This window comes from Pseudaeromonas paramecii (assembly GCF_039540575.1).
GTDB lineage: Bacteria > Pseudomonadota > Gammaproteobacteria > Enterobacterales > Aeromonadaceae > Pseudaeromonas > Pseudaeromonas paramecii.
On sequence record NZ_BAABFC010000010.1, the window covers coordinates 67,190 to 90,996 of the forward strand.

Annotated in this window: 19 protein-coding genes; 13 read left to right on the forward strand and 6 right to left on the reverse strand. The window is 62.6% G+C overall.

Annotated features, from left to right (window positions below):
* The first annotated feature begins 73 nt into the window (after nucleotides 1–73).
* Entirely contained in the window at nucleotides 74–1,459 is a 1,386-nt protein-coding gene (locus tag ABD847_RS07560) for an esterase-like activity of phytase family protein (RefSeq protein ID WP_345011592.1), read from the forward strand.
* Between the two features lie 69 nt (nucleotides 1,460–1,528).
* On the opposite strand, the gene ABD847_RS07565 is transcribed toward ABD847_RS07560, so the two are convergent.
* Complete coding sequence (locus ABD847_RS07565) at nucleotides 1,529–2,686, reverse strand: iron-containing alcohol dehydrogenase (protein ID WP_345011594.1); 1,158 nt, start codon at nucleotides 2,684–2,686, stop codon at nucleotides 1,529–1,531.
* A gap of 170 nt (nucleotides 2,687–2,856) precedes the next feature.
* Between ABD847_RS07565 and ABD847_RS07570 the strand changes: the two genes are divergently transcribed.
* Entirely contained in the window at nucleotides 2,857–3,741 is an 885-nt protein-coding gene (locus tag ABD847_RS07570; protein ID WP_345011595.1) for an AraC family transcriptional regulator, read from the forward strand.
* Nucleotides 3,742–3,768: 27 nt separating this feature from the next.
* On the opposite strand, the gene eutC is transcribed toward ABD847_RS07570, so the two are convergent.
* From eutC to eat, 3 genes are all read right to left on the reverse strand, one after another.
* The gene (gene eutC / locus ABD847_RS07575) at nucleotides 3,769–4,605 is read right to left on the reverse strand and encodes an ethanolamine ammonia-lyase subunit EutC (protein WP_345011597.1); all 837 of its coding nucleotides are present in this window, start codon (nucleotides 4,603–4,605) and stop codon (nucleotides 3,769–3,771) included.
* Between the two features lie 2 nt (nucleotides 4,606–4,607).
* Nucleotides 4,608–6,020, reverse strand: a complete 1,413-nt coding sequence (locus tag ABD847_RS07580; protein WP_345011599.1) for an ethanolamine ammonia-lyase subunit EutB — start codon at nucleotides 6,018–6,020, stop codon at nucleotides 4,608–4,610.
* Between the two features lie 71 nt (nucleotides 6,021–6,091).
* Entirely contained in the window at nucleotides 6,092–7,483 is a 1,392-nt protein-coding gene (eat, locus tag ABD847_RS07585; RefSeq protein WP_345011601.1) for an ethanolamine permease, read from the reverse strand.
* 296 nt (nucleotides 7,484–7,779) lie between these two features.
* Here eat and ABD847_RS07590 point away from each other — a divergent pair, with 296 nt between their 5' ends.
* The 3 genes from ABD847_RS07590 to ABD847_RS07600 all read left to right on the forward strand — a co-directional run bounded on the left by ABD847_RS07590 (nucleotide 7,780) and on the right by ABD847_RS07600 (nucleotide 12,560).
* A complete protein-coding gene (locus ABD847_RS07590) occupies nucleotides 7,780–8,712 on the forward strand; it encodes a helix-turn-helix domain-containing protein (protein ID WP_345011603.1) in 933 nt (310 codons plus the stop codon).
* 288 nt (nucleotides 8,713–9,000) lie between these two features.
* The gene (locus ABD847_RS07595; RefSeq protein ID WP_345011605.1) at nucleotides 9,001–10,290 is read left to right on the forward strand and encodes an alpha-amylase C-terminal beta-sheet domain-containing protein; all 1,290 of its coding nucleotides are present in this window, start codon (nucleotides 9,001–9,003) and stop codon (nucleotides 10,288–10,290) included.
* A 383-nt stretch (nucleotides 10,291–10,673) separates the two neighbouring features.
* Nucleotides 10,674–12,560 carry an alpha-amylase C-terminal beta-sheet domain-containing protein gene (locus ABD847_RS07600; protein ID WP_345011607.1) on the forward strand — a complete coding sequence of 629 codons (1,887 nt, stop codon included), beginning with the start codon at nucleotides 10,674–10,676 and terminating at the stop codon, nucleotides 12,558–12,560.
* Between the two features lie 88 nt (nucleotides 12,561–12,648).
* Here the strand turns inward: ABD847_RS07600 and ABD847_RS07605 are convergent, their stop codons facing one another.
* Both ABD847_RS07605 and ABD847_RS07610 read right to left on the reverse strand, forming a co-directional pair.
* The gene (locus ABD847_RS07605) at nucleotides 12,649–14,649 is read right to left on the reverse strand and encodes a methyl-accepting chemotaxis protein (protein WP_345011609.1); all 2,001 of its coding nucleotides are present in this window, start codon (nucleotides 14,647–14,649) and stop codon (nucleotides 12,649–12,651) included.
* Nucleotides 14,650–14,744: 95 nt separating this feature from the next.
* Nucleotides 14,745–14,954 (reverse strand): hypothetical protein, encoded by a 210-nt coding sequence (locus ABD847_RS07610; protein ID WP_345011611.1) that lies wholly within the window; start codon nucleotides 14,952–14,954, stop codon nucleotides 14,745–14,747.
* Between the two features lie 299 nt (nucleotides 14,955–15,253).
* On the opposite strand from ABD847_RS07610, the gene nifH reads away from it, so the two are divergent.
* The 8 genes from nifH to ABD847_RS07650 all read left to right on the forward strand — a co-directional run bounded on the left by nifH (nucleotide 15,254) and on the right by ABD847_RS07650 (nucleotide 23,782).
* On the forward strand, nucleotides 15,254–16,138 hold the full coding sequence (nifH, locus tag ABD847_RS07615; protein ID WP_345011613.1) for a nitrogenase iron protein: 885 nt from the start codon (nucleotides 15,254–15,256) through the stop codon (nucleotides 16,136–16,138).
* 75 nt (nucleotides 16,139–16,213) lie between these two features.
* Entirely contained in the window at nucleotides 16,214–17,662 is a 1,449-nt protein-coding gene (nifD, locus tag ABD847_RS07620; RefSeq protein WP_345011615.1) for a nitrogenase molybdenum-iron protein alpha chain, read from the forward strand.
* Between the two features lie 66 nt (nucleotides 17,663–17,728).
* Nucleotides 17,729–19,297, forward strand: coding sequence for a nitrogenase molybdenum-iron protein subunit beta (gene nifK, locus ABD847_RS07625; protein WP_345011617.1), 1,569 nt, complete (start codon nucleotides 17,729–17,731; stop codon nucleotides 19,295–19,297).
* 72 nt (nucleotides 19,298–19,369) lie between these two features.
* Entirely contained in the window at nucleotides 19,370–19,585 is a 216-nt protein-coding gene (nifT, locus tag ABD847_RS07630; RefSeq protein WP_345011618.1) for a putative nitrogen fixation protein NifT, read from the forward strand.
* 74 nt (nucleotides 19,586–19,659) lie between these two features.
* Nucleotides 19,660–20,340, forward strand: coding sequence for a NifB/NifX family molybdenum-iron cluster-binding protein (locus tag ABD847_RS07635; RefSeq protein ID WP_345011620.1), 681 nt, complete (start codon nucleotides 19,660–19,662; stop codon nucleotides 20,338–20,340).
* Between the two features lie 222 nt (nucleotides 20,341–20,562).
* A complete protein-coding gene (gene nifE / locus ABD847_RS07640; RefSeq protein ID WP_345011623.1) occupies nucleotides 20,563–21,936 on the forward strand; it encodes a nitrogenase iron-molybdenum cofactor biosynthesis protein NifE in 1,374 nt (457 codons plus the stop codon).
* Between the two features lie 14 nt (nucleotides 21,937–21,950).
* Nucleotides 21,951–23,339, forward strand: coding sequence for a nitrogenase iron-molybdenum cofactor biosynthesis protein NifN (nifN, locus tag ABD847_RS07645; RefSeq protein ID WP_345011625.1), 1,389 nt, complete (start codon nucleotides 21,951–21,953; stop codon nucleotides 23,337–23,339).
* Nucleotides 23,336–23,782: a NifB/NifX family molybdenum-iron cluster-binding protein gene (locus tag ABD847_RS07650; RefSeq protein WP_345011627.1), complete on the forward strand. Its 447-nt coding sequence runs from the start codon at nucleotides 23,336–23,338 to the stop codon at nucleotides 23,780–23,782. The genes nifN and ABD847_RS07650 overlap by 4 nt, the downstream gene beginning before the upstream one ends.
* Nucleotides 23,783–23,807 lie beyond the last annotated feature (25 nt).

The following is a 23,807-nucleotide window of genomic DNA, read 5'->3' on the forward strand; positions in this document are numbered from 1 at the left end:
TGTCATGAAGCCTTCATGCTATGGCTCTAGGCTGACTGGGTCTTTAATTTCCAATAATTCAAAGGATTGCCCCATGTCTAGCCGATTCAGATTGTCCCTGCTGGCTCTAGGCCTTGCCCTGTGCACCCCCTTGAGCCAGGCCGCGTCCGTCAGCCAGTCCCTGCAACTCTCCCTGCCCGATAGCCTCAAGGTGCCCTATAGCGGGGTGCAGGCACCGGCCTTTGCCGCCGGCCTGCCGCTGGGGGTGGGGTCCGGCCTCACCTTCGCCGGTGTGCAGGCTGACGGTAGCTGGCTGTTCTACAGCCTGACCGACCGCGGCCCCAACGCCGATGCGCCGGACTGGCGGCAGGGGAAGGACAAGCTCTCCGGCAAGATCTTCGTGGCACCGGGTTTCACCCCGCAGATCCTGCCCATCCGGGTCAAGGACGGCCAGGTCAGCGTCGGTGAGCCCATACTGCTGCACGATGACAAGGGCCCCATCCATGGCCTGCCGCTGCCGGTGGGCACGGTCGGCTCCACCCACGAGATGGCCCTGACCGATGATCTCAAGGCCATCGACTCGCCGGACAGCCGTGGGCTGGACAGCGAAGGGTTGGCCCTGGCGCCCGATGGCAGCTTCTGGCTGTGTGATGAGTACGGCCCCTTCATCCTCCATGCCGATGCCCAGGGCAAGATACTGAAAAAATGGGGTCCCGAGGCCCAGGCCGGTGAGCAGTCGGTGGCCGGCGGCCTGCCGGGCGTCATCGCCTGGCGTCAGGCCAACCGTGGCTTCGAGGGGCTGGCCCTGCTGCCCTCCGGCAAGGTGATAGCGGCGGTGCAGAGCACCCTGGATATCGATGGCAAGACCGCCAAGACGGCGCCCATTCTGCGGCTGGTGGAGCTGGATCCGGCCACCGGCCAGACCCGCATGCTGGCCTATCCGCTGGAGGAGGGTTTCTACAAGAAGGCCAAGGACGCCAAGATCGGCGATCTGGTGGCGGTGGACGAGCACACCCTGCTGGTGGTGGAACAGGGCAAGGACAAAGCCAAGAAGATGCACAACCGCCTCTACAAGCTGAGCCTGCAGGGCGCCACGGATCTCACCGGTGTCCAGGTGGACGGCAAGGCGCCGGAGTTTGCCAGCCTGGCGGCGGTAACGGCCGCCGGTGTGGTACCGGTGCAGAAGGAGCTGCTGCTGGATCTGCGGGATCTGGGCTGGCAGCCGGAGAAGGCCGAAGGCCTGACCCTGATCGATGCCCAGACCCTGGCGGTGAGCAATGACAACGACTTCGGCCTGGATGTCACCATACTGGATCCGGTGAAGGACGAGAAAGACCCCACCGAGTACCAGACTGACGGCACCGGCCAGCTGCTTATGGACGGCAAGCCGGTGACGAGCCGCCTGCTGACCCGCCCGCTGTCGGCCGCGGACGCGGCCTCCCATCTGTGGTTCATCAAGTTGGACAAGCCCTTGTACTGAGTGCCGGGGGCGGCCATCCAGCATAAAAAAACGCCACCCTAGGGTGGCGTTTTGCGCTCTGGTCTGCCCTTAGAGGGCCAGACGCAGTATGGCCTGCACATCCTCGGGGGTGATGTCGGCGTGTTCCCCCAGGGCCACGTGACCGTGGGCGGTCAGTTTGGCGGCCACCGGCTCAATCACCTCTTCCCCCAGGCCGTAGGCACTCAGGCGCGGCGGGTTGCCCATGGCGGCGAAGAAGGCCTCGGTCTGCTCGATGGCGGCCAGGGCCTTTTGCTCCTGACTGCCGTCACGCACGTCGAACACCCGCTCGGCATACTGGGCCAACTTGGCCTGCTTGGCGGCCAGCTTGTACTTCCACACCGCGGTCTGGACTATGGCCAGGGTCTGGGCGTGATCCAGGCCGTACAGGCCGGTCAGCTCGTGGCCGATCATGTGGGTGGCCCAGTCGGTGGGCACGCCGGTACTCAGGGTGCCGTTCAGCGCCATGGTGGCGCTCCACATCAGGTTGGCCCGCACGTCGTAATCCTGCGGGTTGGCCTGGGCCTTGGGACCTTCCTCGATCAGGGTGCGCAGCAGCCCCTCGGCGATGCGGTCCTGCACCTTGGCGTTCACCGGGTAGGTGCTGTACTGCTCCAGGGTGTGGACGAAGGCATCCACCACGCCGTTGGCGATCTGGCGGGGGGGCAGGCTGAAGGTGGTGACGGGATCCAGGATGGAGAAGCGCGGCTGCACAAAGGGTGAGAAGAAGAACAGCTTGTCCTGGGTTTCTGCCTTGGTGATGACGGCGCCGTTGTTCATCTCGGAGCCGGTGGCCGCCAGGGTCAGCACGGTCCCCAGAGGGACGGCATCGGTGATCTTGCTGCCGTAGGTCTGCAGTATCTCCCAGGCATCACCCTGGTAGCGTGCGGCCGCGGCGATAAACTTGCTGCCGTCGATGACGGAACCACCGCCCACCGCCAGGATGAAGTCGATGCCTTCGGCCTTCACGACCTCAACCGCCTTCATCAGGGTCTCGAAGTGGGGGTTGGCCTCAATGCCGCCAAACTCCAGGAAGTGCCGACCGGCCAGGGCGGCATGGACCTGATCCAGGACGCCGTTCTTCTTGATGCTGCCGCCGCCGTAGGTGATGAGGATGCGGGCATCACTGGGGATCTCGTTGGCCAGTTGGGCTATCTGGCCTTCGCCGAAGTGAATGCGGGTGGGGTTGAAGTAGGTGAAGTTGTTCATTGTCTCTCCTCGGTACGCTTGGGATGCGTGGGTGCCCAGGTGGGCCCTTGTCATGAATGACATAATAGTTGCCATGGCGCCGCCGGATAAGCGACATTAGTGGCAATTACTTGCCTATTTCTATCAATGTGCCGGTCAGCCCTTGGGCTGTTCCATTCTGGAGGATTGCCATGACCACATTGGCCGCGGCCATGGGCCGGTTTGCCGAACAGGCGGGCTTGCAGCAGCTGGAGGGAGTGGTGGAGACTCGGCTGCCCGGAGTCCGCTTCTTTCGTGCCAGCCGCAGCACCCCCCGTCAGCCCCTGACCTATCAGTCGGGCATTCTCATCATGGGTCAGGGCAACAAGATCATCCATCTGGGGGAGCAGCAGGTGGCCTACGGCCCCGGCAGCTATCTGGTGGTGGGGGTGCCGCTGCCCTTGGAGTGTGAGGCCCAGTGTAGTGCCGAGGTGCCTATCCTGGGCCTGTCGGTGGCGGTGGACTTGCAGCGGTTGCACGAGCAGGTGGCGCGGCTCTATCCGCCCCAGGCCCCCATGGCCCCTTGCCGGGCCATTGAGTGCGGCCTGTCCAGCGCCCGTCTGCCGACAGATCTGGACTCGGCCTGCCAGCGCCTGCTGACGGCCCTGGCCAGTCCCGTGGAGGCGGCGATTCTGGGACCTGGGCTGCTGGAGGAAATCCTGTTTCGGGTGCTCACCGGCGAGCAGGGCCATGTGCTGCTGGAGCTGGCGCGCCACGATGGCCACTATGCCCGCATCGCCCGGGTGCTGGGGCGCATCCATCGGGAGTACGCCGAGCCCCTGACGGTGGAAAGCCTGGCGGGTGAGGCCCATATGAGCGTCTCCACCTTCCACCGGGCCTTCCGCCAGGTGACGCGGGTGTCACCCCTGCAGTACATGAAGCAAATTCGCCTGAACCGGGCACGGGAGCTGATCCAGCGGGAGGGGCGGGGGATTGCCGAGGCGGCCGCCCTGGTGGGCTACAACAGCCCGTCCCAGTTCAGCCGCGAGTACAAGCGGCACTTTGCCTGCAATCCGCGAGGCGATCAGGCAGCCTAGGCGTTGCTTGGCCGCCCTGCCCCGAGGTCAGGCGGTGGGCGGCGCCAGCAAGAAGTTGCTGTTGCCCAGGGCCTCCTGCCCCTGGCTGGCGGTTTCGTCCTTCAAGTCCACCCCGGAGCAGTGCCGGCGGCGGCCTTCACTCAGCAGATAGTGCAGCCGGTAGGCGGCCTCCTCGTAGCTCATGCCCGCCGGACGCACGTTGGAGATGCAGTTGCGCCGCTCGTCGGTCAGCCCCACCTTGGGGGCCTGGGTGAAGTAGAGTCCCAGGCTGTCCGGCGAGCTCAAGCCCGGCCGTTCACCCACCAGGATCACCACGGCCCGGGCGCCCAGCCGCTGGGCCACCTCGTCCGCCACCGCCACCCGGCCCTGCGCCACCAGGCACAGGGGCGCCAGCTTCCAGGTTTCGCCACTGAGCTTGTCGTGCAGCGCCTGTAGAAACGGCAAGGCGTTCTGCTTGAGGGCCAGGGCCGACAGGCCATCCGCCAGCACCAGCGCCAGATCGTAGCCGCCCTCCTGGCGATAGGGGGTGAGGGTGTCGCGGCTGGCCTCATCCAGCCGGCGGCCCAGATCCGGTCGTTGCAGATACTGGTGCCGGTCGGCGGCGGCACTGTGCAGCCGCAGGCTGGCGCCAAAGCCGGCGGCCTGCAGCTCGGCCTGCAGGGCCGGGAAGTCCAGGGCCAGGTGTACCGCATCCCGGGCCTGGGCGTGGGCCAGCTGAAAGGCCAGCTGGGCCGAGGTGGGTTGGCTGACCCCGCTGCGCCCCAGGGCGATACGGGCATCGGTGAAGGCCCGCAGGGCCTGCCAGGGATTGGCGGTGATCTGGGTCTCTTCCTGCACATGGGTCAGTTGGGGGGATTGAGTCATCGTCAGCTCCTTACCGGCAGACGGCCCAGGGCCGGTTCGAAGGCGGCGGGCAGCCCCTCGGCCAGGGCGAAGGGCAGTCCCTGGGCCTGGGTGAAGATGCCCATGCGCTCCAGCCAGCTCTCGAACTCCGGCGAAGGCCTGAGCCCCAGCACCCGGCGGGCGTAGAGGGCGTCGTGGAACGAGGTGGTCTGGTAGTTGAGCATGATGTCGTCAGAGCCGGGGATGCCCATGACGAAGGTGCAGCCGGCGGCCCCCAGCAGGGTCAGCAGCACGTCCATGTCATCCTGATCCGCCTCGGCGTGGTTGGTGTAGCAGACGTCGCAGCCCATGGGCAGCCCCAGCAGCTTGGCGCAGAAGTGATCCTCGAGGCCCGCGCGGATGATCTGCTTGCCGTCATACAGGTACTCGGGGCCGATGAAGCCCACCACCGTATTCACCAGCAGGGGGGAGAAGGCCCGGGCCACGGCGTAGGCGCGGGCCTCGCAGGTCTGCTGATCCACGCCATGGTGGGCGTTGGCGGACAGGGCGCTGCCCTGGCCGGTTTCAAAATACATGACGTTGTCGCCGACCGTACCCCGCTTGAGGGACAGGGCGGCCTCCCGGGCCTCCGCCAGCATGGCCAGGTTGAAGCCGAAGCTGCTGTTGGTGGCCTCGCTGCCACCGATGGACTGGAACACCAGATCCACCGGGGCGCCGCGGTTGATGGCCTCCAGCGTGTTGGTGACATGGGTCAGCACGCAGGATTGGGTGGGGATGGCGTACTGGTCGATGATCTCCGCCAGCATGCTGACCAGGCGGATGACCTGGGGCAGGTTGTCGGTGGCCGGGTTGATGCCCAGCACAGCGTCGCCGCTGCCGTACAGCAGGCCGTCCAGGAGGCTGGCGGCGATGCCGGTGGCGTCATCCGTGGGGTGATTGGGCTGCAGCCGGGTGGAGAGGCGGCCCGGCAGACCTATGGTGTTGCGAAAGGCGGTGGTAACTCGGCACTTCTTGGCCACGGCGATCAGATCCTGATTGCGCATGATCTTGGAGACGGCGGCGGCCATCTCGGGGGTGATGCCGTTCTTCACCGCCGCCAGGGTCTCGGCGGTGACGGCATCGCTCAGCAGCCAGTTGCGAAAATCCCCCACCGTCAGGTGGGCGAGGGGAGCAAAGGCGCGCTTGTCGTGGCTGTCGAGGATGAGGCGGGTGATTTCGTCCTGCTCGTAGGGGATCAGGGCCTCCTGCAGGAAGGTGGCCAAGGGCAGCTCGGCCAGGGTCATCTGGGCAATCACCCGCTCCTCGGCGCTGTCGGCGGCGAGCCCCGCCAGCCGGTCGCCCGAACGCAGCGGCGTGGCTTTGGCCATCAGGGTCTTGAGGTCGGCAAACTGGTAGGTGCGGGCACCCAGGCGGTGGAAATAGGGGGATGTGGACATAGGCTCACCCAAAAACGCTAGTGGGGCAGAAAACGACAGGCCTGCCGCAGATGCGGCAGGCCTGGTATTGCTTAGCCTGCGGTGGCGGTGGCCACCAGCAGGGCCGCGTCACGGCGGTGACCGGTGAGGCGGAAGTAGATGTAGCCGGCCAGCATGAAGGCCACGAACAGCACGAAAATCATGAAGTTGTAGTAGATCATGGTCAGCATGCAGATGGTGGCGGCGATCAGGGCGAAGGCCGGGAAGTAGGGGTAGAAGGGGGCCTTGAAGGGCCGGGCCATCTTGGGTTCGCTGGCGCGCAGCTTGAACAGGCTCAGCATGCTCAGCATGTACATGGCGATGGCACCGAATACCGCCATGGTGACGATATTGGCGGTCAGAGGCAGACCACCGAAGGAGATCACCTCATCGGAGAAGATCGCCAGGATACCCACGGCGCCACCGGCCAGGATGGCACGGTAGGGGGTGCCGAACTTGGGATGGACCTTGGCCAGCCAGGTGGGCAGATAGGCTTCCCGGGACAGAGCATAGATCTGGCGGGAGTAGCCGATGATGATGCCGTGGAAGGAGGCCACCAGACCAAACAGGCCCAGCCATACCAGCATGTGCATCCAGCCGCTGTTCTCACCGACGACTTCCACCATGGCCTTGGGCAGGGGGTCGTTGATGTTGGACAGACGGGTCCAGTCGCCGCTGCCACCGGCAAACACCATGACGCCAATGGCCAGGGCCACCAGGGTCAGGATACCGGCGATGTAGGCGATGGGGATGGAGCGCTTGGGATCCTTGGCTTCTTCGGCGGCCATGGCGACGCCTTCGATGGCCAGGAAGAACCAGATGGCGAACGGAATGGCGGCGAAGATGCCGGGGATGGAACCCAGGCTGAAGCTGTCTTCACCCGACCAGCCACCGGCCACGAAGTGCTCGAGGGAGAAGGCCGGGGAGACCACGCCCATGAACACCAGCAGCTCGACGATGGCCAGTATGGTCACCAGCAGCTCGAAGGTGGCGGCGATGCGCACCCCAACTATGTTGAGGCCCATGAAGACGACGTAGGCCGCGACGGCCACCATCTTCTCATCCAGGGCCGGGAACTGCACCTTGAGGTAGGCACCGATGGCCAGGGCGATGGCCGGCGGGGCGAACACGAACTCCACCAGGGTGGCCGCACCGGCCAGATAACCGCCCAAGGGGCCGAAGGCGCGCTTGCTGTAGGCAAAGGGGCCGCCGGCCTGGGGGGTGGAGGTGGTCAGCTCGGTGAAGCTGAAGATGAAGGTGGTGTACATCAGGGCGACAAACAGGGCCGTGATGGTGAAGCCCAGGGTGCCGGCGCTGGCCCAGCCGTAGCTCCAGCCAAAGTATTCCCCTGAAATCACCAGACCCACGGCGATACCCCAGAGTTGCAGGGTGCCGAGCACCGGCTTGAGTTTGTTGTCGCTTGGCGACGAAGTGGCATGGTTCATGGATAGTCTCCGTTAAACAGTTCTGTTGGCATGTCCCTGCAACAGCTGTGCAAGTTACCCAGGGACAGTAACAAAGCCGCTTTGTGGGCCGTTATCTGAAATCGGCAAACATGATGCCAACCGATAAACTTCGTCGAATGTGCGGCAATAATCGGCAAACAGGCAGATAAAATTCGACAAATCTCAGAAACAACAGGGCATTTGAGAGGGACAGAGCCATGCCGTTCATCACGGGGTTTCAGGCCATGCCACAGCAGGGTGCAGGCGAGGGATTCAATCCGCACAGGTCGCACCATTTGCGTGCAATCAGCGCCGATGATGCCGATGAGCACGCCAACAACCTCACCGATTGGCAGCAGCAATATGACCAGGTTTCCGCCGGCGCGTTTCGCGGCACCCTGCTGGAGCGACACCAGGGCCAGCTGCAATTGTTCTGTGAAGCCACCAGTCAGGCGGTGCGTCAATCCTGCTGCGTGCCGGAGGGGTTTTTGTGGCTGGGACTGCCGGTGCAGGTGGCCCAGGCGATCCGCATCAATGGCCGGCAGGCGCCCCAGCACGCCTTCCTGACCCGTCCGGGGGGCGTGGAGTTTGAACTCATCACCCCGGCGTCCTATGCCATCTACGGCATAGTGGTACCCAAGGCCGCCTTGTTGCAGCTGGCCGGCCAGCTGGGCTGCCAGATTGACTGGGCGCTGCTGGGGCAGGAGCCCCTGTGGCAGGCCAGTCCCCAGGCCTATCAGCGCTGTTGCCAACTGCTGGCCCGCTGCCTGGATCCGGCAGCGGACAGCGCGCCGCCGGATGGCGCCGTGCTGAGCTTTGTGCTGGATCTGCTGGACAACGCGCAGCTGGAGCCCTTGGCGGCCCGCAGCCATGGGCGCCGTCTACAGCTGGTGTCGGCCGCCCGGGCGCGGGTGCTGGCGGATCCGCAGCAGGCCAGCATCGCCCAGCTTTGCCAGCAGCTCAATGTTAGCCGGCGCACCCTGCAATACTGCTTCGAGGCGGTGACCGGACAGAGCCCGTTGCATTACCTGCGCGCCCTGCGGCTCAATGCCGTGCGTCGCGCCCTGCTGCGGGGGGAGGGGTTAGTCACCGAGGTGGCTGCCGCCTGGGGATTTGACCATCCCAGTCAGTTCGCTAGTGACTACCGCCAGCTGTTTGGCTGCCTGCCCTCCCAGACGCGGGATGAGCATTGGGATCTGGTGTCTTCAAATGAGGCTAAATTGGTCTGAATTAGGGAAGGACTAGCTTGGTTAACTGAAGATAATAGTTGTAAGTTACTGTAAATAAAGAGTGTTTTAAATCACGCCCCGTCATCGGTGCCCTGCGTCACCTCTCATTTACCCTTCTGCCGCGTTGTCGTTTTGGTCGTCAAACCATGCAATGACGTTGCGGGCTCAAGCCCGCGATTGTCAGGCGTAGCCATCGACTATGGCCTGTTATTCTCCCGGCCCCGATGCAGACAATCATAACGACACCAACAACATCAAGTGATCGAGTGACAGAAGGAATGTCCCACCATGAAACTGCAATGCTTGGCTCTAAGTGTGCTGATGGCCACGGCGTTTAACGCCCAGGCCGATATCCCGGAAAACAATACCGATATTTTGCTGCAGGGGTTCCATTGGACTTCGGCCTCCTACGGCAACTGGTATACCCAGGTGGCGGCCAATGCCGATGAGATAGCCGATGCCGGTTTCGATATGATCTGGTTGCCGCCACCCACCCAGGCCAGTTCCGACGAAGGCTACCTGCCCGAGCAACTCAACGATCTCAACTCCAACTACGGCACCGAAACCGAGCTGGCCAGCCTGATCACCACCTTGCATAACAAGGGCATTGAGGTGCTGGCGGATGTGGTGATCAACCACAGAAACGGCACCGGCAGCTGGTGTGGCTTCGCCAACCCCAGCTGGAGCACCCAGGCCATCACCTCCGATGACGAGGCCTGGAGTGCCTCCGGCTCTGATTGCAGCGGCACGGCCGGTAATGCCGACTCCGGTGATGGCTATTCTGCCGCCCGGGATATCGACCACAGCCAGAGCTTCGTGCAAACCAGCATCGAAGACTGGATGAACAGCACCCTCAAGGGGGTGGGCTTTGACGGCTGGCGTTACGACTACGTCAAGGGCTACAGCGGCAGCTACGTCGGCATCTACAACAACGCCACCAGCCCCTCCTTCAGCGTGGGGGAATACTGGAGCACCCTGTGTTACTACAACAACAGCTGCTCGGACGGCAGCTATCCCAATGCCCACCGTCAGCTGCTGATGAACTGGATCGATGCCACTGGCGGCACCAGTGCCGTGTTCGACTTTACTACCAAGGGGCTGCTGAACCGGGCACTGGAAACCTATGACTACTCTGTGCTCAAGGACTCCGACGGCAAGCCCCAGGGCGCGATCGGCTGGTGGCCGTCTCACTCTGTAACCTTCGTGGACAACCACGATACCGGCCCCAGCGAGAGCTGCAGCAGCGGGCAGAACTACTGGCCCGTGCCCTGTGACAAGGTGATGCAGGCCTACGCCTATGTCCTGACCCACCCGGGAATACCATCCGTCTACTATGCCCACTACTTCAACTGGAATCTGGGGAGCCAGATCAAGGGGCTGATGGCCCTGCGCAAGGCCCAGGGGCTCAATTCCAACTCCACTGTGACCATAGACACCGCCAAGCAGGGGCTCTATGCCGCCTATATTGACGGCAAGGTGGCCATGAAGATGGGTAGTACCAGTTGGTCGCCAAGTGGCAGCAATTGGACCCTATATCAATCAGGCAACGATTGGGCCGTGTGGTATAAGGCGGGTTAAATTCGACGGCTTGCCTGGTGTGACGTCACGCCAGTTGGCCAATTCTGATGGGATCAGCCCTGGGATTGCCCAGGGCTGATTGTATAAGGGGGGGCAGGGGACAGACCCGACATTGACTTGGTAAAAGAATGTAAGCAAAGGGTGGCGGCATTCACACATGTAGGCCACTAGACCAACCTTCCTCACAGATCCTTACTTTTTTCGTTGAGCGACTGCGTCATCGGTCGTGTAATGCCACGGCGCGGCACTGACCGCGGTCTGCACTGCCCAGTGCGGGGCGCAGATCCAGATATGGATTATCTGCTCGACCCCAGCGGCGCATATAACAAGCAACACCGACGCAAACAACATCAAGTGATCGAGTGACAGAAGGAATGTCAACCATGAAACTGCAATGCCTAGCCCTTTCGGTGGTGGCGGCGCTGGCCTTTGAGGCCCAGGCCGCTGTTCCGGAAAACAATACTGACATCATGCTGCAGGGTTTCCAATGGACCTCTGCCTCAGCTGGCAACTGGTACAGCCAGTTGGAAGCCAACGCCGACGAGATAGCCGCAGCCGGCTTCGACATGGTCTGGTTGCCGCCACCCTCTCAGGCCGGCTCAAACGAAGGCTACCTGCCCGAGCAGCTCTATGATCTGAACTCCAAGTACGGTACCGAGACCGAACTGGCCTCCCTGATCTCGGCTTTGCACAACAATGGGGTCAAGGCGATAGCGGATATCGTCATCAACCACCGTAACGGTACCGGTAGCTGGTGTGGCTTTGCCAACCCTAACTGGAGCATGCAGGCCATCACCTCCGATGACGAAGCCTGGGGAGCCTCCGGCTCCAACTGTACCGGAACCCGAGGCAATGCCGACTCAGGTGGTGGCTATTCTGCCGCGCGGGATATCGACCATAGCCAGAGCTTTGTGCAGACCAGTATTGAAGACTGGATGAACACCACCCTCAAGGGCGTGGGTTTTGACGGCTGGCGTTACGACTACGTCAAGGGCTATAGCGGCAGCTATGTGGGTATCTACAACAATGCCACCAATCCCTACTTCAGCGTCGGTGAGTACTGGACTTCCCTGTGCTATAACGGCGAAGGCTGTGGTTCCGATGCCAACTATCCGGATGCCCACCGCCAGCTGCTGGTGAATTGGGTGAGCGCCACCGGCGGCACCAGCGCCGTGTTCGACTTCACCACCAAGGGGCTGCTCAACCGGGCGTTGGAAACCTATAACTACGCCATATTGAAGGACTCCAGTGGCAAGCCCCAGGGCGCCATTGGCTGGTGGCCGTCTCACTCCGTCACCTTCGTGGACAACCACGATACCGGCCCCAGTGGCGCCTGTGGTTCTGGTCAGAATCACTGGCCCGTGCCCTGTGACAAGGTGATGCAGGCTTATGCCTATATCATGACCCACCCGGGTGTGCCCTCCGTCTACTATACCCACTACTTCAACTGGGGCCTGGGCACTCAGATCAAGAGCCTGATGGCGCTGCGTAAGGCTCAGGGTTTGAACTCCAACTCTGTGGTCACCATCGACACCGCTACCCAAGGCCTGTATGCCGCCTACATCGACGGCAAGGTCGCCATGAAGATGGGCAGCACCAGCTGGTCACCCAGCGGTAGCAACTGGGTTCTCGCCCAATCCGGTACCGATTGGGCCATCTGGACCAAGGCGGCGGACGAAGACGACACCACCAGCGATTATCAGCGTACCGTGGTGCTGATCTACGGTCAGACCGCCTCCGGGGAAGACATGTTCGTGCGCGGTGGTATCGATCATACCTACGCGGCCAACAACCTGGGGCTGACCTGTACCTCCAGCAACTACAGCTGTGCCATTCCCATCACCCACAACAACCTGCGCAATGCCACCACGGCACCCTGGAAGGCCAACGATACCTACCTGGACTGGTACGGTACTGAGTCTTCCCAGAGCACCGCCGCCGAAGGCACGGCCATGGATTGGACCACGGATGTTTGGCCCTCCAGCTGGGGTACTGCCAAGACGGTGGCCGTTGATGGCTATGGTGTCGAGACGCTGAACACCTATGGCCAGCATTACTGGATGCTGGATGTGCAGATGGATTGCTCCAAGGCGGTGGACGGGGTCTGGTTTGAGTTCAAGACCTACATCAAGAACGGTGCCGGTTGGGAGGCCAATGTCAGCCAGTCCGGTACCCCCTACAGCAGCGGTAACCACTTTGCCAAGTGCGGCAAGGTGAACGTGTTCCAGCGTGGGGTCAGTGAACCTGTCAGCATTCATGACTTCCCCTAATGGGGGCAGTGGCCGGTTGACCAAGACGTCAACCTCATCTCAAAGGGGCGCCAATGGCGCCCCTTTCTTTTTCCTATTGGTTGACAGATCAGGCGGTTCCGTACTGAGAGCGCAGCTGAGGCGTGCACTCGGTGGCGGCGTCTTGGGTGTCCCTGTCGGACTCGTCGCGCAAACGAAAGTAGGCCACCTGGGCCATCAGTTGCTGAGCCTGCTCGCTCATCTGAGTGGCGGTGGCCGCCAGCTGTTCGCTGGCGGCGGCCCCCTGCTGGGCGGTGAGGCTGAGCTGGCTCATGGCGGCTTCGATCTGTTGGGTGCCCTCGGCCTGTTCCTGGCTGGCAGCCAGGATCTGCTGCAGCTGTTGGTCGGTTTGCTCGATGAGCGGCAGCATCTGCGCCAGAGCCTGGCCGGCCCCTTGGGCCTGCTGGGCACTGCCCTGGGTCAGGCCGCTTATCTCCTGGGCGGCCGTCTGACTGCGTTCGGCCAGCTGACGCACCTCGCCCGCTACCACGGCAAAACCACGCCCCTGGTTGCCGGCCCGGGCCGCCTCGATGGCGGCGTTCAACGCCAGCAAATTGGTCTGGTAGGCGATGTCGTCCACTATCTGCACCTTGCGGGCGATGAGCCCCATGTCAGTGACCGTTTGCTGTACCTGCTGACCGCTCTGGCGGGCCTGTAGGTTGACCTGCTTGGCCAGACGGGCGGTCTCCTCGGCCTGCTGGCGATTGCGATCTATGGTGGCATTCATCTGTTCCGCCGCGGCCGAGGTCTCTTCCACGGCGGCGGCCTGCTCGCTCACTCCCTGAGCCAGGGATTGGGCGGTGGCGCTGAGCTGCTCAGCCTGGCTCTGCAGGCTCAGGCTACTTTGCTGCACCTGCTGCAGGGTTTGGAACAGGCTTTGGCGCATCTGTCCCAACGCCTCCACCAGCTGACCTATCTCGTCACCGCTGCGGGGGAAAAACTGTACTCCCAGATTACCGGCGGCCAATTGCCGGGTGCCAGCCAGGGCCTCGTTCAGCGGGCGGCTGATCCAGCGGCGGCTGACCCACTGCATCAGACCAAACACCAGGGCCACCAGCACAGGGATCCCCCAATAGAGCAGCCGTATGATGGCCTGACTCTCCCGCGTGATCTCATCTTCATAGCTGCCAGCGGCGATGATCCATTGCCACTGGGGGTAGCGCTGGTAGACGGCGACCTTGTCCCGGGGCCGGGTTTCGCCCAGTGCCTGGTTCTGCCAGGGGTATTGGATGATGCCATCGCCGGTCTGCAACATCTGGCGGATGAAGTAGTGGCCGCTGGCGTCCTGACTGGCCGCGATGTTCTTGCCTGCCAGGCTCGGGTGTATCACCAGGGTACCGGCCTGCGGGCCCTCGCTGGCATCCAGCACATAGACGTAACCTGTGTCGCCTACCTTGATCTGGCGGATCTTCTCCTGCAACAGACTCAGCCCCTGGCTGAAGTCCAGTCCGACAAACAACACGGCGATCACAGCGCCGCTGTCGTCCAGCACCGGCTGATAGCTGTTGACGTAATCCCGTCCAAACAGCCGGGCCCGGCCAAGGTAGGGCTGGCCCGCCAGCAGGGCCGCGTGGGCCGGGTGTTTGTCCCCCAGCCAGCTGCCCACCACCCGTTGACCCTGTTGATCCCGCAACGAGGTACTGATACGGGCAAAGTCGTTCCCCTGGCGCACGAACAGGGTGGCCACGACGCCATTGTCGGCGTGTTGCTGGCTGAACTCATCCACCAGGCGGGTATCGCCGTTGAGCAGCCGGCTGCCGGCATACAGGGCCGGCAGGCTCAGCTCGCCAGCGGACAGATGTTGTTGCTCATCCAGGCGCAGCTCGTCCCCGAGCTGGCGGGCAAACTGCTGGCCCAGTTGTCGGGCTTGCTGCTCCAGGCTGAGCCGGTAGAAGTCCACCGTGGTGGCCACCAGTTGGGTCTGCTGTTGCAGATCCGCCAGGCTACGGGACTTGAGGGCCTGGCTGATGCGATGACCCAGCAACATGCAGGCCATCAGCAGACACAGGCCGATCACCGTCAGTTGCAGGGCGGCGAGCTTGGTGCCGAGGCGGAGGGATTGCAGCGACATGGTGGCTCCTTGCCGACGGGCCGCAGGCGGCGGCCCTTCTTGTGTCCGGTCATCACAAGCATAGACGCTGACACCAGACCCACCATGAGGGCCTATCAGCTGGCTTGCAGCACCAGGCAGCTCACCAGCAAGGCCAACAGCAGGCCCAGCTTGCTGCTGACCCAGATGAGGTGACGGTGCTTGTAGCGGGGCACCAGATCCGTGGTCTGCAGGGTGAGTATGGTGCCGAGCACCACGACGGCAAAGGTAATGAGGGCCGCCATCAACAGATGGGGCAGGCTATGCAGGGATACGAGGGGGAGCATGACGACTCCTTCAGCGGGTGGGCCTAACGGTTCGGCGCCCAGTCTAGTCCCCACAAAATAGTGAGAACTTGATCTCGATTAGCATCCGGGGCATTGGCCTGGGGTCAAACCATGCGACATAGGTCGCAAAACTTGTGTACTGATCCGCACAATTGGTTTGGCTTTGTGTCGTTTGCCGAGGTCGACAAAATGCGATGCCACTAGAAAATCCTTAATTAACAGATGTTTGCCTTTAGTTGGCACACTGGTACGTCACGTGCAGTAGTAAAGGCGTCAACTGTCATTTAAGGAGAAACGACATGGCTATTCGTCAATGTGCTATCTACGGTAAGGGCGGTATCGGTAAGTCTACCACCACCCAAAACCTGGTGTCTGCCCTGGCTGAAATGGGTAAGAAGGTAATGATCATCGGCTGTGACCCCAAGGCCGACTCTACCCGTCTGATCCTGCACGCAAAGGCCCAGAACACCATCATGGAAATGGCCGCTGAAGTCGGCTCCGTGGAAGATCTGGAACTCGAAGACGTGCTGCAGATCGGTTACGGCGGCGTGCGCTGTGCCGAGTCTGGTGGTCCGGAGCCAGGAGTAGGTTGTGCCGGTCGTGGTGTTATCACCGCCATCAACTTCCTGGAAGAAGAAGGCGCCTACGCCGACGATCTGGACTTCGTGTTCTATGACGTACTGGGTGACGTAGTGTGTGGCGGTTTCGCCATGCCCATCCGCGAAAACAAGGCTCAGGAAATCTACATCGTTTGCTCCGGCGAGATGATGGCCATGTACGCCGCCAACAACATCTCCAAGGGGATCGTGAAGTACGCCAAGTCCGGCTCCGTCCGCCTGGGTGGCCTGATCTGTAACTCCCGTAAGACCGACCGCGAAGACGAGCTGATCATCGCGCTGGCCGAGAAGCTGGGCACCCAGATGATCCACTTCGTACCCCGCGACAACATAGTACAACGCGCCGAAATCCGTCGTATGACCGTTATCGAATACGACCCCACCTGCCAACAGGCCGACGAGTACCGCGCCCTGGCCCGCAAGGTGGTGGACAACAAGCTGCTGGTTGTGCCGACCCCCGTCACCATGGACGAACTCGAAGCCCTGCTGATGGAATTCGGCATCATGGATGCCGAAGACGAGTCCATCGTCGGCAAGACTGCCGCCGAAGAGGCCATGGCCCAATAAGGACGCACCGGCCGGCTTCGCGCCGGCCAGGTGTTGGCTCATTGCATCAACTGCAATCGTTGCAAGGAATTCGCTATGACTGACAGAACGCGCGAACAGAACCTGGCCCTCATTCAAGAGGTGCTGGAGGTCTACCCGGAGAAGGCCAAAAAGGATCGTAAGAAGCACCTCACGGTGAACGACCCGACCCTGGAGAAGGCCAGCAAGTGCATCATCTCCAACCGTAAGTCCCTGCCGGGCGTCATGACCATCCGTGGTTGTGCCTACGCCGGTTCCAAGGGCGTGGTGTTCGGTCCCATCAAGGACATGATCCACCTGTCCCACGGTCCCGTTGGCTGCGGCGCTTACTCCCGTGCCGGCCGTCGTAACTACTACACCGGTGTGACCGGCGTGGACAGCTTCGGCACCATGAACTTCACCTCCGACTTCCAAGAGAAGGACATCGTATTCGGTGGCGACAAGAAGCTGCTGAAGATCGTCGAAGAGATGGAGATGCTGTTCCCCCTGTCCAAGGGCATCACGGTGCAGTCCGAATGTCCGGTGGGCCTGATCGGTGACGACATCGAAGCCGTCTCCAAGCAAGCGGCCAAGTCCACCAACAAGCCGGTGGTTCCGGTGCGTTGTGAAGGCTTCCGCGGCGTGTCCCAGTCCCTGGGTCACCACATCGCCAACGACGTGGTGCGTGACTGGATCCTGCCGAACCGTGACGAACAGGCCTTCGAGTCCACTCCCTACGACGTGGCCATCATTGGTGACTACAACATCGGTGGTGACGCCTGGACCTCTCGCATCCTGCTCGAAGAGATGGGGCTGCGCGTGGTGGCTCAGTGGTCCGGTGACGGCACCCTGGCCGAGATGGAAAACACCCCCAAGGTGAAGCTGAACCTGGTGCACTGCTACCGCTCCATGAACTACATCTCCCGTCACATGGAAGAGAAGTACGGCATACCTTGGATGGAATACAACTTCTTCGGCCCGACCAAGACCTCCGAGTCTCTGCGCAAGATTGCTGCCCAGTTCGACGAGTCTATCCAGCAGAAGGCTGAAGCCGTGATCGCCAAGTACGAAGCCCAGACCGCTGCGGTCATCGCCAAGTACAAGCCGCGCCTGGAAGGCAAGAAGGTGATGCTGTATGTGGGCGGCCTGCGTCCCCGTCACGTCATCGGTGCCTACGAGGATCTGGGCATGGAAATCGTCGGGACCGGCTATGAATTCGCCCACAACGACGACTACGACCGTACCCTGCCGGAAGTCAGCGACACCACCTTGCTGTTCGATGACGTGACCGGTTACGAGTTCGAAGAGTTCGTCAAGGCGGTCAAGCCCGATCTCATCGGCTCCGGCGTCAAGGAGAAGTACATCTTCCAGAAGATGGGCATCCCCTTCCGTCAGATGCACTCCTGGGACTACTCAGGCCCGTACCACGGCTACGACGGCTTCGCCATCTTCGCCCGTGACATGGACATGACCCTGAACAATCCCTGCTGGTCCCAGTTGACCGCGCCTTGGAAGAAGAGCGCCTGAGCGGCTTCAAGGAATCGATAGCTTTTGCCGTAGTCCACGGATAAGTGGCGCGGGAAGGAGAACGCTATGAGTCAAACTATTGAAAACATCAAACCCGGTTTTCCCCTGTTCGAGCAGGAAGAATACCAGACCCTGTGGGCCGACAAGAACCAGTTCGAAGAAGCCCATGATGCTGCCAAGGTGAAGGAAGTCTTTGAGTGGACCACCACCAAAGAGTACCAGGATCTGAACTTCTCCCGGGAAGCGCTGACCATTGACCCGGCCAAGGCCTGTCAACCCCTGGGTGCCGTGCTGTGCTCCCTGGGCTTTGAGAAGACCCTGCCCTATGTGCACGGTTCACAAGGTTGTGTTGCTTACTTCCGTACCTATTTCAACCGTCATTTCAAGGAGCCGGTGGCCTGTGTGTCCGACTCCATGACCGAAGACGCGGCCGTATTCGGCGGCCACGCCAACATGAACGACGGCCTGGAGAACGCCCTGGCGCTCTACAAGCCCGAGATCATCGCGGTCTCCACCACCTGTATGGCGGAAGTCATCGGCGACGACTTGCAAGCGTTCACCAACAACGCCAAGAAGGACGGCCATATCCCGCAGGATCTGCCGGTTCCCTACGCCCACACCCCCAGCTTCATCGGTAGCCACGTCACCGGTTGGGACAACATGTTCGAAGGGTTCTGCAACACCTTCACCAAGGACGAGAGCGCCAACTACCAGGTGGGTAGCAACGGCAAGCTGAACCTGGTGACCGGTTTTGAAACCTACCTGGGCAACTACCGTGTGCTCAAGCGCATGATGACCCAGATGGACGTGCCCGCCACCCTGCTGTCCGACCCGTCCGAAGTGCTGGACACCCCGGCTGACGGTGAATACCGCATGTACTGCGGCGGCACCACCCAGGCCGAGATGAAGGATGCGCCCAACGCCATCGACACCCTGCTGCTGCAACCCTGGCAACTGGTGAAGACCAAGAAGATGGTCAAGGAGAGCTGGGGTCAACCGGCTTCCGAGCTGAACATCCCCATGGGCCTGGAATGGACCGACGAGTTCCTGATGAAGGTCTCCGAGCTGACCGGCAAGCCCATCTCCGACGAGCTGGCCCTGGAGCGCGGTCGTCTGGTGGACATGATCACCGACTCCCACACCTGGCTGCACGGCAAGAAGTTCGGCCTGTACGGTGACCCGGACTTCGTCATGGGCCTGACCAAGTTCCTGCTGGAACTGGGCTGTGAACCGACCGTGATCCTGTGCAACAACGGCTCCAAGAAGTGGCAGAAGGCCATGAAGACCCTGCTGGCGGCGTCTCCCTACGGCCAGGCCTCCGAAGTCTACATCGGTTGCGACCTGTGGCACTTCCGTTCGCTGATGTTCACCAACAAGCCGGACTTCATGATCGGTAACAGCTACGGCAAGTTCATCCAGCGCGACACCCTGGCCAAGGGCAAGGCGTTCGAAGTGCCGCTCATTCGCCTGGGCTTCCCGATCTTCGACCGTCACCACCTGCACCGCATGACCACCTGGGGCTACGAAGGCGCCATGTACATGCTGACCACCCTGGTGAACGCGGTACTGGAGAAGCTGGACGTCGACACCATGGAAATGGGCAAGACCGACTATAGCTTCGACCTGGTTCGTTAATCAGGCCAAGGGCCGGGCGGGAAACCGTCCGGCCGTTTTTTGTTACGTGACGACAGTACAAGGAGAGGGCCTATGCCCAACATCATGTTTCGTGAGCACGACGGTGGCCTGTGGGGCTACATCGCCAAGCGGGATCTCGAGGCACGGGTCCAAGTGATCGAGTTTGACGGCGACGACCAGTGGGGCGGCCGGATCGAGCTTGAAGACGGCCAGGCCTTCTATCTGGATCCCCTGGACAAGAAGCCCAGCCTGCCTGCCACCCTGCGGCTGCGCAAGGCCGACGAATAGGCGGCGTTGGCCCGCGAGGGTGGGCCAGCCCCAATACCGTGCTGCCTCGGCGGCCCATACAGGAGAGAGCGCCCATGCACCCACATCTGGAAAGCCAGGTTTACTGGCGACTGATTGCCCTGGCACAAGAGGTGCCGGAGCTGCCGCAAACCAGCCTGTTTGACTGGCTGGCCGACGTGCTGGATGGCCCCTTGACCAGTGCCCAGCTGGCCAAGCTGAGCCTGGCGGTGTTGCAACGCAAGCTGCCGGCGGAGCTGGCGAGCCTGTCGGCGGAACGCTGGCAGACCCTGTTGCAGATCCTGCAAGGCGCGCTGCCCGCACACCTGGATCCCAAGCCGCAACCGGCGGCCCCCGGCAGCCTGCGCGCCGCCTTTGCCTCCAGCGATGGCCTGAGCGTCAACGGCCACTTCGGCAACTGTACCCTGTTTTTCATCTATCAGCTGGATGGCCAGAGCCAGACGCTGGTGGACATTCGCCGCTATCAACAGCAAGAGAGCATGGAAGCCAACGAGGCCCGTGCCAGCTTGCTGGATGGCTGTCATCTGCTGTTCTGCGAAGCCATCGGCGGCCCGGCGGCCGCCCGGGTGATCCGTCATGGCATTCACCCCATCAAGGTCAAGCAGGATCGCGACATCCAAAGCCAGCTCAGTCAGCTCAATGTGCTGATGTCCGGCACCCTGCCGCCTTGGCTGGCCAAGGTGCTGGGCCGCAAGTCGGACCTGAGCGTGCGCTATGCCGAGGATGACGGCCTGTAAGCATCCCCACGCCGGTCCCGCTTAGGCGAGCGGGGTCGGGGGATTTTCATTCGGGCCGGTCGGAGGTGGGCCGACCGGTCCGGGTGAAACCGGACACTCACTGTCGCCTGTGTGCTTTGTCGCAAAAACTACATCTAAAAACCCACTCTTTTCAATGTCTTGCAACTGGCTTGCCCCTTGCACATCCATCCATGAGTTCGACAACAGCCTTAAGGAGTCGAGATGAAGGGAAACGAAATTGCCGCCCTGCTGGATGAACCGGCCTGCGGCCACAATGGCAAGTCGAAATCCGGTTGCAGCGCCCCCAAGCCCGGTGCCACCGCCGGCGGTTGTGCCTTCGATGGCGCCCAGATCACCCTGTTGCCGGTGGCCGACGTGGCCCACCTGGTGCATGGCCCCATTGGTTGTACCGGCAGCTCCTGGGATAACCGCGGCAGCCACAGCTCGGGACCGACCCTCTACCGGCTGGGTTTCACCACGGATCTCAGCGAACAGGATGTGATCATGGGCCGCGGTGAGCGCCGCCTGTATCACGGCATCAAGCATATCGTCGAACGCCACCAGCCCGCCGCCGTCTTTATCTACAACACCTGTGTGCCGGCCATGGAAGGGGACGACATCGAGGCGGTGTGCCGTGCCGCCCAGGCCAAGGTGGGGGTGCCGGTGATCGCCGTGGACGCCGCCGGCTTCTTCGGCAGCAAGAACCTGGGCAACCGGCTGGCCGGCGAGGTGATGGTCAACAAGGTGGTGGGCACCGCCGAGCCGGCACCCTGGCCGGCCGATGCGGCCATTCCGGCCGAGCGGGGTCACAGCATCGGCCTCATCGGTGAGTTCAACATCGCCGGGGAGTTCTGGAATGTGCAGCCCCTGCTGGACGAGCTGGGTGTGCGGGTGCTTTGCACCCTGTCCGGCGATGCGCGCTTTGCCGAGATCCAGACACTGCATCGCAGCGAGCTGAATATGTTGGTCTGCTCCCGGGCCCTGATCAACGTGGCGCGCAAGCTGGAGGAGAACTACGACACCCCCTGGTTCGAGGGCAGCTTCTATGGCATTCGCGATGTCTCCACCTCGTTGCGCACCATCGCCTCCATGCTGCATGACCCGGATCTGCAGGCCCGCACCGAGGCCCTGATCCAGCGCGAGGAGGCGGCCGCCGAGGCCCAGCTGGCCAAGCTGCGGCCGCGCCTGGCGGGCAAGCGGGTGCTGCTGTACACCGGCGGGGTCAAGTCCTGGTCCGTGGTCTCCGCCTTGCAGGATCTGGGCATGACGGTGGTGGCCACCGGCACCCGCAAGTCCACCGAGGAAGACAAGGCCCGCATCCGCGCCCTGATGGGAGAGGATGCCCTGATGCTGGATGAGGGCAACCCCCGCACCCTGCTGGACGTGGCCTACCAGTACAAGGCGGATCTGATGATCGCCGGCGGGCGCAACATGTTCACCGCCTACAAGGCCAAGTTGCCGTTTCTCGACATCAATCAGGAGCGGGAACACGCCTTCGCCGGCTACAACGGCATGGTGGAGTTGGCCCGCCAGATCTGCCTGACCCTGGAGAGCCCCATCTGGTCTCAGGTCAAGCAACGGGCCCCGTGGCAATAAGGGAGGCAACACTCATGGCTACCATCATCAAGACCGGCAAACCGGTCGCCACCCAACCCATCAAGTCCGGCCAGGCCCTGGGGGCCATACTGGCGGCCCTGGGGCTGGATCGCACCATTCCCCTGATTCATGGGGCGCAGGGCTGCAGTGCCTTCGCCAAGATCTTCTTCATTCAGCACTTTCACGAGCCGATCCCGCTGCAGTCCACCGCCATGGATCCCATCACCACCGTCATGGGCTCGGATGACAACATAGTCCAGGCGCTGGACACCCTGTGCCAGAAGAACCAGCCCAAGCTCATCGTGCTGCTGAGCTCAGGGGTGGCCGAGGCCCAGGGCTGCGATCTGCGGCGGGCCCTCAAGCTGTTTCGCGCCGACTACCCGCGGCACGACAAGGTGGAGATAGTCACGGTCAACACCCCGGACTTCTACGGCTCGCTGGAGAACGGCTACAGCGCCCTGCTGGAGGCGCTGGTGGAGCAGCTCATCCCGCAGCAGCCGGTGCGCAACGTGCGCAAGAAGCGGGTCAACCTGCTGCTGAGCCACATGCTGAGCCCGGGGGACGTGGAGCTCATCCGCAGCTATGTGGAGGCCTTCGGCCTGCAACCCGTGCTGCTGCCGGATCTCTCTCGCTCCCTGGATGGCCACCTGGTGCGCAGCGACTACCTGTCGGTCTCCCAGGGCGGTACGGATCTCGCCCTGCTCAAGCAGATGGGTCAGAGTGCCCTGACCCTGGTGGTGGGCCCCTCCTTGCAGCGGGTGGGGCAGCTGCTGGAGAGCCGCACCGGTGTGCCCTGTCACTACTTCCCCCATCTGATGAACCTGCAACAGGTGGACTGTTTCATCGACCTGCTGCGCCGCCAGGCCGATCGCCTGGTACCGGAGTGGATCGAGCGCCAGCGCGGTCAGCTGCTGGACGCCATGATAGACACCCACACCTGGGTCAATGGCCGGCGCTTTGGCCTGGCGGCCGAGGCGGATCTGCTGGGGGCCTGGCTGGGCTTTGCCCAGATGGTGGGGCTGGCGCCCAGCTGCGTGGTGGCCCCGGTCAACCAGCCCATGCTGGCCAGCCTGCCGGTGGAGCAGGTGCTGGTGGGGGATCTGGAGGATCTGGCGGACAACCTGCAGGCTCAGGGGGCGGATCTGCTGCTGACCAATGCCCACGGTGCCGTGATTGCCGAGCGCCTGGGGCTGCCGCTGCTGCGCATCGGCTTTCCGGTGTTTGACGAGTTCGGCGCCTTCCGCCGGGTACGCCAGGGCTATGCCGGCATGCGCGACACCCTGTTCGAGCTGGGCAACCTGGGTCAGGCCGCCTGTCATCACAGACCGGCCTATCACTCCCCCTACAAGCAGCCGGTGGAGCAGATCCGCGGCCGTGCCCTGGCGGCGGAGGTGATCGGATGAACCATCTGACACGCCATCTGCGCCTCACCGATGAGGACGCCCCCAGCCTGCGGCTGGCCTTTGCCAGCGGCGACAAGAAGACGGTGGATCAGCACTTTGGCTCCTGCGAGCGGCTCATGGTCTACGGCGTGGCGCCGGATCGCTACGAGCTGTTGCAGGTGGCGGGCTTCAACGTGGCCCAGGGCCATGATCTGGACAAGCTGGAGACCCGCATGCGGGTGCTCGACGGCTGCTTTGCCGTCTACTGCGTGGCGGTGGGGGAGTCGGTGTTTCGCCAGCTGCTGGCCCGGGGCATTCGTGCCATCCGGGTGGAGCCGGGCACCCGGATCCCGGATCTCATCGCCCAGCTGCAGGCCCAATGGCCCACCACGGGCCAGCATCAGGCACGGGCCAGCAAGGATCCCAGCCGGTTTGCTGAGTTTGAGGACGGTGGCTGGGACTAACGGATTGTTAACCAAAACCCAAGGA

Bases quoted from the DNA above. Each gene is read 5' to 3' on its own strand.
- nifT (WP_345011618.1), top strand. From the start codon at position 19,370: ATGCCCAACATCATGTTTCGTGAGCACGACGGTGGCCTGTGGGGCTAC.
- ABD847_RS07565 (WP_345011594.1), bottom strand. From the start codon at position 2,686: ATGAACAACTTCACCTACTTCAACCCCACCCGCATTCACTTCGGCGAA.
- ABD847_RS07610 (WP_345011611.1), bottom strand. From the start codon at position 14,954: ATGCTCCCCCTCGTATCCCTGCATAGCCTGCCCCATCTGTTGATGGCG.
- ABD847_RS07650 (WP_345011627.1), top strand. From the start codon at position 23,336: ATGAACCATCTGACACGCCATCTGCGCCTCACCGATGAGGACGCCCCC.
- eat (WP_345011601.1), bottom strand. From the start codon at position 7,483: ATGAACCATGCCACTTCGTCGCCAAGCGACAACAAACTCAAGCCGGTG.
- ABD847_RS07605 (WP_345011609.1), bottom strand. From the start codon at position 14,649: ATGTCGCTGCAATCCCTCCGCCTCGGCACCAAGCTCGCCGCCCTGCAA.
- nifE (WP_345011623.1), top strand. From the start codon at position 20,563: ATGAAGGGAAACGAAATTGCCGCCCTGCTGGATGAACCGGCCTGCGGC.
- nifN (WP_345011625.1), top strand. From the start codon at position 21,951: ATGGCTACCATCATCAAGACCGGCAAACCGGTCGCCACCCAACCCATC.
- nifK (WP_345011617.1), top strand. From the start codon at position 17,729: ATGAGTCAAACTATTGAAAACATCAAACCCGGTTTTCCCCTGTTCGAG.
- ABD847_RS07560 (WP_345011592.1), top strand. From the start codon at position 74: ATGTCTAGCCGATTCAGATTGTCCCTGCTGGCTCTAGGCCTTGCCCTG.
- ABD847_RS07580 (WP_345011599.1), bottom strand. From the start codon at position 6,020: ATGTCCACATCCCCCTATTTCCACCGCCTGGGTGCCCGCACCTACCAG.
- eutC (WP_345011597.1), bottom strand. From the start codon at position 4,605: ATGACTCAATCCCCCCAACTGACCCATGTGCAGGAAGAGACCCAGATC.
- ABD847_RS07595 (WP_345011605.1), top strand. From the start codon at position 9,001: ATGAAACTGCAATGCTTGGCTCTAAGTGTGCTGATGGCCACGGCGTTT.
- nifH (WP_345011613.1), top strand. From the start codon at position 15,254: ATGGCTATTCGTCAATGTGCTATCTACGGTAAGGGCGGTATCGGTAAG.
- nifD (WP_345011615.1), top strand. From the start codon at position 16,214: ATGACTGACAGAACGCGCGAACAGAACCTGGCCCTCATTCAAGAGGTG.
- ABD847_RS07570 (WP_345011595.1), top strand. From the start codon at position 2,857: ATGACCACATTGGCCGCGGCCATGGGCCGGTTTGCCGAACAGGCGGGC.
- ABD847_RS07600 (WP_345011607.1), top strand. From the start codon at position 10,674: ATGAAACTGCAATGCCTAGCCCTTTCGGTGGTGGCGGCGCTGGCCTTT.
- ABD847_RS07635 (WP_345011620.1), top strand. From the start codon at position 19,660: ATGCACCCACATCTGGAAAGCCAGGTTTACTGGCGACTGATTGCCCTG.